Annotated in this window: 6 protein-coding genes; 4 read left to right on the plus strand and 2 right to left on the minus strand. The window is 73.1% G+C overall.

Annotated elements, in window-relative coordinates:
• Positions 1-59: 59 nt before the first annotated feature.
• Together LCE31_RS07680 and LCE31_RS07685 are read left to right on the plus strand one after the other, a co-directional pair.
• Positions 60-263, plus strand: coding sequence for a DUF397 domain-containing protein (locus tag LCE31_RS07680; protein WP_225013252.1), 204 nt, complete (start codon positions 60-62; stop codon positions 261-263).
• 133 nt (positions 264-396) lie between these two features.
• Complete coding sequence (locus tag LCE31_RS07685) at positions 397-1,128, plus strand: (2Fe-2S)-binding protein (protein ID WP_225013248.1); 732 nt, start codon at positions 397-399, stop codon at positions 1,126-1,128.
• An 85-nt stretch (positions 1,129-1,213) separates the two neighbouring features.
• On the opposite strand, the gene LCE31_RS07690 is transcribed toward LCE31_RS07685, so the two are convergent.
• A complete protein-coding gene (locus tag LCE31_RS07690) occupies positions 1,214-2,707 on the minus strand; it encodes a glycoside hydrolase family 76 protein (RefSeq protein ID WP_374118430.1) in 1,494 nt (497 codons plus the stop codon).
• 410 nt (positions 2,708-3,117) lie between these two features.
• Entirely contained in the window at positions 3,118-4,317 is a 1,200-nt protein-coding gene (locus LCE31_RS07695) for a UDP-N-acetylglucosamine--N-acetylmuramyl-(pentapeptide) pyrophosphoryl-undecaprenol N-acetylglucosamine transferase (protein WP_225013249.1), read from the minus strand.
• A gap of 432 nt (positions 4,318-4,749) precedes the next feature.
• Here LCE31_RS07695 and LCE31_RS07700 point away from each other — a divergent pair, with 432 nt between their 5' ends.
• Entirely contained in the window at positions 4,750-8,241 is a 3,492-nt protein-coding gene (locus LCE31_RS07700) for a GH92 family glycosyl hydrolase (protein ID WP_225013250.1), read from the plus strand.
• Between the two features lie 107 nt (positions 8,242-8,348).
• Positions 8,349-10,249, plus strand: a 1,901-nt coding sequence (locus LCE31_RS07705) for a phospholipase C (protein ID WP_374118431.1), incomplete at its 3' end; no start/stop codon positions are given.

Raw genomic sequence — 10,249 nt, forward strand, 5'->3', positions numbered from 1 at the left:
TGATCGGTCGGCTCACGGCTGACCGCTCTGTTCCGACGAAGCAAGAGAAAGGGCACCCCGTGACGACCGACTCCTCTTCCCTGTTCTGGGTCAAGTCTTCGTACAGCAGCAATGGCGGTTCCTGTGTCGAGTGGGCTCCGGCGTACGCCTCGGCGTATGGCGTGGTTCCGGTTCGCGATTCGAAGGACCCGGAGGGTCCGGCGCTGGCGCTCTCCGTTCCGGCGTTCGCCGGTCTTGTGCGGTTCGCCAAGTCGCAGGGCTGACCACGTCCCGGGGCTGACCACCCCGCCTCCATCGCCCGGCCCGAGCCCCGCTTCTCGTCCATCGAGCAGCGGGGCTCCGCGCCGCCCGGCGGAAGAACACGGAAGAGGGCCGGGGCGGCGCCAGAATGGGCCCATGCCCCTCTCCCGTACGACCGCACTGCTCGACGCGCTCGCCGGCTACGGCCCGTTCTTCGGCTGCGAAAGCCACGCGCCGGAGTCCGCTGTCGCGGGCCCGTGGTTCCCGATGCGCGTGCTGGCCGACGATCCCGACGCGCTGTGGCGGAGGGTGCGTGCGGTACGGGAGCGGCTCGCGGCGCGCCGTGGCCTGGCGCCGGACGACTTCGAGCACCGGGTGGCCGTCTCCGTCTGCCATCTGGGCTTCGCCGCCCGCCTCGTGTCACCGGTGCTGGCGCTCGCGGCCCTGCACGACCTGCCCCTCGCACTCGACCTGGACACGCTGCGGATGTGCCCCACGGCGGGCGGCACGTTCCCGCTGTCGCTGCCCCGCGACGCGCTGAACGGGCCCGGAGTCGGGCAGGCCGAGGCCGCTGAGGCCCTCGTGGCGGGGGCGCTCGGCGAACTCGGTGAGGCCTTCGCCGCGCTGTCCGTGTCGCGGCACACGCTGTGGGGCAACGTCGCGTCGGCGGTCGGCGGCGCCGTGACGTCCCTGGTGGCGGCGGAACCGGCGCAGGCCGGGCGTATCCGCGCCGCCGGGGCGGTGCTGCTGGCCCGCCCCGAGCTGGCGGGCACGTTCACGGCCGCCCCCGACGGCGCCTTCCGGCGGCGCAGTTGCTGCCTGTACTACCGGACGGCGCCGCGCGCCGCGCGCGCCTCGGCGGTCTGCGGGGACTGCGTCCTCGCCTGACCACGCCGCGAGCGCGGCACGCGGTGCCAGGCCCGGCCCCCCCGCCCGGCCGGGGGCCGGTCCGGCCCCCGGCCCTGCCTCCGGGTCAGTTCTCCTCGGCCGCGTTCAGCAGCGAGAGCGCCACCTGCTGGCAGTTGTGGCCCGGCGTGGGCAGGGAGAACGGGCCGTTCCAGTGCGGGCCGTACTGGTCGAGCCCGTTGCGGTCGTTGGCGTGCGCCACGTCCGCCTGGTGGTCCAGGTAGGCGCTGTACGGGTGGTCGGACAGCGCGCTGTTGAGCGCCGCGAGCCCGCGCACGTACGGCCCCTTGAAGGCGGAGCCGTCCGAGGAGCAGTCGCTCGCCTCGCCGATGTCGCTGAGGACGCCGGAGGGGTTGAGGGCGCTCGACGTGGTGGACGCGTTCGCCAGCGTCTTCGCCGTGTCCAGCAGGCCGCTGTCGCCGGTCGCCCGGTACAGCTCGCTCAGCCCGCCGAGGATCACGCCCTGGTTGTACGTGTAGGTCTGGCCGGTGGGCGCGCAGGAACCGGAGTCCAGGCCGTCGTGGATCAGGTGGTCGCTGCCGTCGAGCAGGCCGCTGCCCTTGAGCCAGGACCACTCGGCGTTGGCCCGGCCGAGGTACGTCGTGTCGCCGGAGATCCGGTTGTGCAGGGCCGCGTTGAGCTCCAGGTACAGCTCGTTGGTGATCGAGTTCTTGTAGTGCTTGTCGCTGTCCGAGCTCCACCACACGCCGCCGCCGCAGGTGCCGGTCTCCCAGTAGGCGTTCATGTGGTCGGCGTCCGCGCGTGCCGTGTCCAGGTAGCGGCTGTCGCCCGTGGCGTCGTACGCGTCGACCCAGGCCATGCCCCACCAGCCGGTGTCGTCCATGAAGTTGTTGGTGAAGTTGCCGCCCTGGGCGTTCTTGTTGAGGTCGTACGTCGTGGAGATCGCGTACTTGTAGCTGCCCATCCCGGTGATGCGGGCGTTGTCGATGATCGCCGTGAGGGCGTTCGCGCCGGTCCACCAGCCGTTGGACTCGAAGAGTCCGGTCTTGTTGTCGTAGAGCATCATCAGGGCGGTGGCGGCGGCCTTGCTCGGGGTGGACGCGTTGCGGTCCACGCGGGCCCAGCCGGTGCACGCGATCTCCGGCTGGCCGGCCGCTTCGCCGCAGGCGCGCAGCGCGCCGACGCCCGCGTTCACCCAGTCGTCCACGTTGTACATCTGGGTGCGCCAACCCGCCGAGCCCGCCGGGGTCTTCGTGTCGCCGAGCTTGCTGCCGGACCCCCAGGTCCTGCCGCCGTCGAAGGAGCGGTCGAGCCAGACCTCGTCGCCCTGCCCGCCGCCGCCGATGGTCGCGAAGCCCATGACATCGTTGTCCGAGAGGACGAGCGTGATGGTGCGGCCGTGGACCGTGGCGGTGGCCGCATTGCGCTGGCTCGTGGCGTTCGACGGATCGCGGGCGTCGCAGTAGATGTCGCAGATGCTCGCGGCGGCGGGTTTGGCGGACGCGGCTGCCCGGGCGTTGGCCGAGGCCGAGGCCGGGGCCTGCGCGGCGACCGGTGCCGCGTGCGCCCGTTGCGGCGGTGCGGCGAGGGCGGTGAACAGGCACAGGGCCAGGGCGAGGGCCCCGAGGAGGGTCAGATGTCTGCCGCGGGTGATGGCGGCCCGTACGGAGGTGGGGTGCACGGCTGTCCTCTCCGGCCGCGGCGCGCGGCCGTCGGTGAGCGAGGCCGCGCCGGAGTGGGGAGCGCGGCCGTCTCTCAGGGGAGCGCTCTCAACGCGGACACGTCAAGAGGCCCGAGAGCCATCCGTGCCGGATCGCGCGCGGATGTTTCCCGGACGGGCGCGTCACGTCCCACGACCACGCTCCGCCGGCCGAGCCCGCGCCAGCGGGCGTACGTCGCCCAGCCCGCGCCACCCGGCGTACGTCATCCAGCTCACGCCACCGGGCGGCTCGCCCCACCCAGCCCGCGCCACCCGGCGTACGTCACCCGCCTCCCGTCACCCGGCTCCCGTCACTCGCCTCGCGTCTTTCGGAGTGGGCCCTCGGCGGCTGCGGACAGGAGTACGTCCACGAGCCTGTCCGCGGCGTCCGGACGGCCGTGCGCCCGCGCCGCTTTCGCCATCGCCGCCCGGCGCGCCGGGTCTTCGAGGAGGGGGCCGACGGCCTCGCGCAGGCGGTCGCCGGTGACCTCGCCGACGAGCGCGAGCGCCGCGCCGGACTCCTCCAGGTGCCGGGCGTTGTACGCCTGCTCGTCGCCCGCCGCGGAGGCAAGCGGGAGGAACACCGCGGGCTTGCCCAGGGCGGTCAGCTCGGCCAGCGTGCCCGCGCCGCTGCGCGAGATCACCACATCGGCCAGGGCCAGGACGTCCGGCAGCTCCGGCCCGATGAACGGGGCGAGGTGGTACCGGGCGGCGAGGTGGGCCGGAAGTCCCGCCATGCGGGTGGCCAGCGCCTCGTGGTGGGCGGGCCCGCACTGGTGCACCACGTTGGCGCGCTCCAGCAGCCACCCCAGCTCGCCGCCGACCACGTCGTTGATCTGCTGTGAGCCTTGCGCCCCGCCGGTGACGTACACCGTGGGCAGGCGCCGGTCGAAGCGGAGGCCCAGCAGGCTCACGGCCCGGTCCGGCTGTCCGGCCAGAACCTCGGGCCGCACCGGATTGCCGGTGACCACCGCGGCGTGCCGCACGCTCTCCGGGAGGAGCGGCAGGCTCGACTCCGAGGACAGCGCGATCCGTGTGGCGGAACCGGCGAGCTTGCGGTTGGCGAGACCGAGCTTCACGGTCTGCTCGTGCAGGACCAGCGGGACCTTGCACATACGGGCCGCCATCCCGGTCGGCACGGCCACGTAGCCGCCCGTCGCGAGCACGACGTCCGGCCGGAACCCGGCGACCGTCCCGCGCGCCTGGACGACTCCCAGCGGAACGCGCGCCATGTCGCGGACGTTGGCGGGCGAGACCATCCTCACCGGGTTCGAGGACCGCCGGACCTTTCCCGTACGTACCGTCTTGAGCGGAATGCCCTCCGCGTCGGCGACCCTGGCCTCCAGGCCCTCGGCGGTGCCGATCCACAGCACGTCGAGTGCGCGGCCCTCGGCGGCCAGGCGGTCCTGCAACGTGTGGATCGCGGTGAGCGCGGGATAGGTGTGGCCGCCGGTGCCGCCACCCGTGACGATCAGGCGGAAGGCAGCGGGGAGTTGGGAAGCGGTGTTCACTCCGTGCACCCTAGCGGCTACCGTAGCGGCCCCCGTGGGGCTCCCCGCCGCGACCGTCGGTTTCCGGCCGCCGACGGGCACACCGTTCCGGCCGCCGGCCGATGCACGCTTCCGCGTGGCGGCACGCCTTCCCGGGAGCCGACAGGGCGCCCTCTCGCGTAACGGGCACGCCCTTCCGGCCGACGGCAGGGCACGCCCTCTCGCGTAACGGGCGCGTCCTCCGCGTAACGGGCACGTCCTTCGGGCCGACGCCAGGGCGGGCCCGCGGCGAAGCCCACGTTCGCGTGCGCCATCTGTTGTATACGCCAACTTCATCTTGGGAAGGTTGGCTCCGCCGGGGCGCTCCGTCCCCGGAGCGTAGATCCAGAAAGGCAGACAACGTTGTCAACACCAGAGCGGGCCGGCCTCCACGGAAACGGCCGGACATGACGCGTGATCACGCGAGACGGCCCTGGCGCGCCGCCGTGGCCTCTCTCGCCCTCGCCCTCGTCGGCGGCGCCGGCCGCGCGGGGCCCCCCCCCCGGGCCCCGGGGGGGGGCGGGGGCCCCCCCCCCCCCGGCCACCCCGGGCTCCGGTCGGCGCCCCCCCCCCCCGCGGCCCCCCCCCCCCGCGCGGGCCGGCGGGGCCCCGGGGGGGGCCCCCCCCCCCCGCCCCGGGGGGGGGGGCCCGGGCCGGGGCCCCCCCCCCGCCGGCGCCGCGTCGTGGAACGGCGACCCGACCGCCAGCGTCAACGCCTTCATCGGTACGCAGGACAACGCGTCCGCGAACACCACCGAGAGCGCGTACGGCGACACGTCGCCCGGCGCGACCACGCCCTTCGGCATGGTCAACTTCAACCCGAACACGTACAACACCAAGGGCGGCTCCGGGACCAACCAGGGCGGCTACGAGTACGACGCCGACCAGATACGCGGCTTCTCGATGAACCGCGTCTCCGGCACCGGCTGCGCAGGGCACAACGGCGCGGAGGACTTCCCGATCCTCCCGTACGCGGGTGACCTGCCCGGCGGCGTCCTGCCGTCCTCCCCGGCCGCCGACATCAAGCCGTACTACGCGGGCTTCGACCACGCCGACGAGAGCGCCACGCCCGGCGCGTACCGGGTGACCCTGGCCAACGGCGTGAAGAACGAGCTGACCGCGACGGCCCGCACCGCCGACGCCCGCTTCACCTTCCCGAAGGGCGCGGCCTCCGGCACACTGCTCTTCGACGCGGCGGGCTCCCTCAACGGCAGCTCCGACACGAGTGTCAGCGTCGTCGGCGACGACGTGGTGGAGGGCACCACCACCGTCGAGGCGACCTGCAAGCTGGGCGTGACCTACACCGCCCACTTCTACGCGCACTTCAGCGAGCCCTTCGCCACGGCGGGCACCTGGCAGGGCGCCGACATGGCCCCCGTCTCCGGCCTCGGCGCCGGTTCGAGGGCGACCGCCACGTCCACCGCCTCGCACGGCGCGGGCGCCTTCGTGGGCTTCGCGCCCGGCTCGTCGGTCGTCGCCACCATCGGCCTGTCGTACGTGAGCGTCGACAACGCGCGCCAGAACATGACCGCGGAGACCGGCGGCAAGAGCTTCGACGCGCTGCGCTCGGCCGCGCACGACACCTGGCGCGACGCCCTCGACCAGGTGCGGGTGCGCAGCTCGCAGCGGTCGGGCCGGGCGCGGGGCGCGCAGCTGGAGACGTTCTACACGGCGCTCTACCACACCATGCAGGAGCCGAGCGTCTTCGACGACGTCAACGGCCAGTACGAGGGCTACGACAAGAAGACGCACACCGTCCGCAAGGGGCACCACGCCTACGCGACCTACTCCGGCTGGGACGTGTACCGCGACGAGGTGCAGCTGATCGCACTCCTCTTCCCGGACCGCGCCTCCGACATCAACCAGTCGATCACGGACATGGCACAGCAGGTCGGCTGGTACAACTGGCCGATGCTGAACGCCGGCCAGAACAAGATGGACGGCGACTCCCTCGACTCGATCGTCGCGAGCATGGACGCCTTCGGCGCCACCGACTACGACCGCGCGGGCGCACTGGCCAGCATGGAGTCCAGCCAGCGGCTCGTACCGAAGGACGCACCAGGCGCGCCCGCCGGCGGCATCCCGGCCACCAACCACCGGGGCGGCTTCTACCAGTACGCGGGCCTCGGCTTCGTCCCCGAGTCCAACGGCACGCAGTGGCCGACGTCGACCTCGCTGGAGTACGCGGTGGACGACTTCGGCATCGCGCAGCTCGCCGGGCGGCTGAACGACACGTCGGCGTACGGCACGTTCATGCAGCGCGCGCAGAGCTGGCAGGACCTGTTCGACCCGGGCAGCAACGCGCTCACCCCGCGCAGCAAGACCGGCTTCGACCGGGGGCTGGACCTCGACGTGAACACCGGGCAGTTCTCCGAGGCCAGCGGCTCGCAGTACGGCTGGATGGTGCCGCAGAACGTGGCAGGGCTGATCGCGAAGAAGGGCGGCGCGGCCCAGGCGGAGGCGCAGCTCGACCGGTTCTTCAGCAACCTCGCACCGGGCTCCACGACGTTCAACCCCGGCTCCAACAGCCCCTACGCGTACATGTCGAACGAGATCGACTCGCAGGACCCGGAGCTCTACAACTGGCTGGGCCGCCCGGACCGCACGGCGGACGTCAACCAGGAGATCCGCGACGCGCTGTGGACCCGCAACACCCCCGACGGCCTGTACGGCAACGACGACCTGGGGGCGCTGTCCGCCTGGTACGTGTGGTCGTCGGTCGGCCTGTTCCCCGCAGTGTACGGCCGCTCCGAACTGGCCGTGTCAGGGCCCGCGTTCAGCTCGGTGAAGATCACCAGCTCGGGCGCGGGACACCGCTCGTACACGATCGACGCGCCGGGGCAGTCCACGGACGCGAAGTACGTGACGGGGATGCGCGTCAACGGCCGCGGCACATCGGCGAACTGGCTGCCGGAGTCCTTCGCTCGGCACGGCGGCACCCTCTCCTTCTCGATGGGCACGAAGCCGAACGCGTGGGGAACGGGGGCCGGTGACGTACCGCCGTCGTTCTCCGACGGGAGCGACGCGTACAACAACGTCGGCGCCACCCCGGCGGGCGAGGGGAACCTCGGCAGCTTCGACGTCTCCGACAACACCTTCCAGAGCGGCCTGCTCCCGAAGCCGGGGGCGTCCGTCGCGCTGCCGGGCACGGACGTCACCTACACCTGGCCCGACACCCCGGTGGGCGCGCCGGACAACTGGATTCCGCACGGCCAGACTATCGACCTGCACGGTGTCCACGCCGGGCAGATCTCGTTCCTCGGCGCCGCCACCAACGGCCCCGCCACGGGCTTCGCCTCCGTCAACTACACCGACGGCACGCACCAGGTCGTCCCGGTCGGCCTGGACGACTGGACCACGCCCAGGCTGCCGGCGGGCGCGAACATCCCCGTCGTGACGACCGCGCACCGCGACAACGCGAACGGCTCGCAGGACAACACCACCGCGACCCTCTACGGCACGAAGCCCGCGGCCCTCGACGGCTGGAAGGCGGTCGCGAGTGTGACCCTGCCGAAGGTGACCGACACGGGCGTGGAGCACATCTTCGCCGTCGGCACGTCGGCGGCGAAGCCGGCCGGCCTGACGGCGACCGCGACCGTACCGGCCACCAGCGGCCGGGACTTCGCGGCCGACGTCGCGCACCTGTCCGGCGGCACGACGACGGCCCGGGCGGCTTCGGCGGCGCCGGCCGGTGCGGGGGACACCTCCGGCTACCGCGTACGCGTCGACTGGGGCGACCACAGCGGCGCTTCCACCGCGACCGTGCTCTCGCTCGACGGCACCGGCGACTACTCCGCGTTCGGCACACACCACTACGCGCGCGGCGGCCGGTACCGGGTCACGGTGACCGTGACGGCGGGCCACACCACGAAGACGGTGTCCGGCACGGTACGGGTGACCCGATGACGGGCGGCAACAGGGGCCGGGACCAGGCGGCCCCGCACACCGAGGCGCGCGATCACATCGACACGCGGATGCACATCACCACGAGACACCCAGGAGAGAAGGACACCATGCCAAGCGACCGGCGCTCAGGGCCGCGCCGCCCGCGCGGTCACCGCCGACTGGCCGCCGCGCCCGCGGCCACGGCCGCCCTCGCGGCGGCGGTGGGTGCCCCGGCCGGGGCGTCCGCCGCGCCCGCCGCGCTCCCCGCGGCGAAGGCGGCCACGGCGACCCCGATCAAGCACGTGGTGGTGCTGTTCGACGAGAACGTGTCGTTCGACCACTACTTCGGCACGTACCCGAAGGCCGCGAACACGGACGGCACCAAGTTCACAGCTGCCAAGGGCACTTCGGCGCCGCAGAACCTGCTGAGCGACGGCTCGAAGCTGCTGGTCCACAACCCGAACCAGTACCAGCCGCGCCGCCTCGGCGCCGCCGAGGCGCTGACCTGCGACCAGAACCACAGCTACAACCCCGAGCAACAGGCCTTCGACGGCGGCGCGATGGACGCGTTCGCCCAGCACACGAGCAGCGACACGTGCACCGGCCTGTACGGCAGCCCCGGCCTGACCATGGACTACTACGACGGCAACACCGTCACGGGGCTGTGGAACTACGCGCAGAACTACACGCTCGGAGACAACAGTTACGGCAACGTCTTCGGCCCGTCCACGCCCGGCGCGCTCAACCTGGTCTCCGGGCAGACGCACGGCGGCATCACGGTCGACGCGACCACGGGCGAGCAGCTGGCGCCCGGCAAGTCCACCACGGTCGGCAGCCCCGACCCGAAGACGGGCGTCGGCACGGTCTTCGGCGACTCCGACCCCGCCTACGACGACTGCTCCGACAACAACCACACCGCGTCCTCGCCGCTGACGGCCGTGCGCGGCAGGAACGTCGGCGACCTGCTGAACGCGAAGGGCGTCAGCTGGGGCTGGTTCCAGGGCGGCTTCAAACCGACGTCCTCACCGGGCGGCGCGGCGCACTGCGACGCCACGCACAGCAATGTGGGCGGGGCCGCGTCCGTGGACTACTCGCCGCACCACGAGCCGTTCCAGTTCTACAAGTCGACGGCCAACCCGCACCATCTGCCGCCCACTTCGGTGGCGGCGATCGGCCACCAGGACCAGGCCAACCACCAGTACGACCTCACCGACTTCGACAAGGCACTGGCGGCGGGCAACCTGCCGAGCGTGTCGTTCCTGAAGGCCGGCGAGTACCAGGACGCGCACGCGGGCTACTCCGACCCGCTGGACGAGCAGCAGTTCCTCACCAGCAGGATCAACGCGATCGAGAAGTCGCCCGCGTGGTCGAGCACCGCCGTGGTCGTCGCGGACGACGACTCCGACGGCTGGTACGACCAGGCGACGGCCGGTGTGCTCAACGGGTCCACGGACAGCGGCCAGGACACGGCCCTGTGCACCGGCGGCCCCGCGCCGGCCGGGGGCTACCAGGACCGGTGCGGTCCCGGCCCCCGGCTGCCGCTGCTGGTGATCTCCCCGTACAGCAAGCGCAACGCGATCGACCACACACAGACCACCCAGGCGTCCGTGCTGCGGTTCATCGAGGACAACTGGGGCGTGGGGCGGATCGGTGACAGCTCCTTCGACGCCACGGCGGGCTCGCTGGCCGGTGCGTTCGACTTCGCGCACCCGCAGCAGCGCGAGGTGCTGCTGAACGCGGACGGTTCGGTGGCGCTGACGCCGTCGGTGCACGTACCGGCGGGCCGCTCGACGCTGGGGCAGCCGGTGTCCGACCCGTCGCACGGCCACGGCACGGGCGGCCGGGGCGGCCGTCCGGACAACGCCGTCGCAGGCAACGGCGCTACGGGCAACGGCGCTACGGGCAACGGCGGTACGGGCCAGGGCGGTACGGGCCGGGGCGCTGCCGTGGCGGGGGGCCGGGCCCCCCCCCCGGCCCCCGCCCCCCCGGGCCCCCCCCCCGCGGGGGGCCCCCCCCGGCCGGGGGGGGG

Origin of the sequence: Streptomyces sp. 8L (genome assembly GCF_020176795.1) — a bacterium.
Lineage (GTDB): Bacteria > Actinomycetota > Actinomycetes > Streptomycetales > Streptomycetaceae > Streptomyces.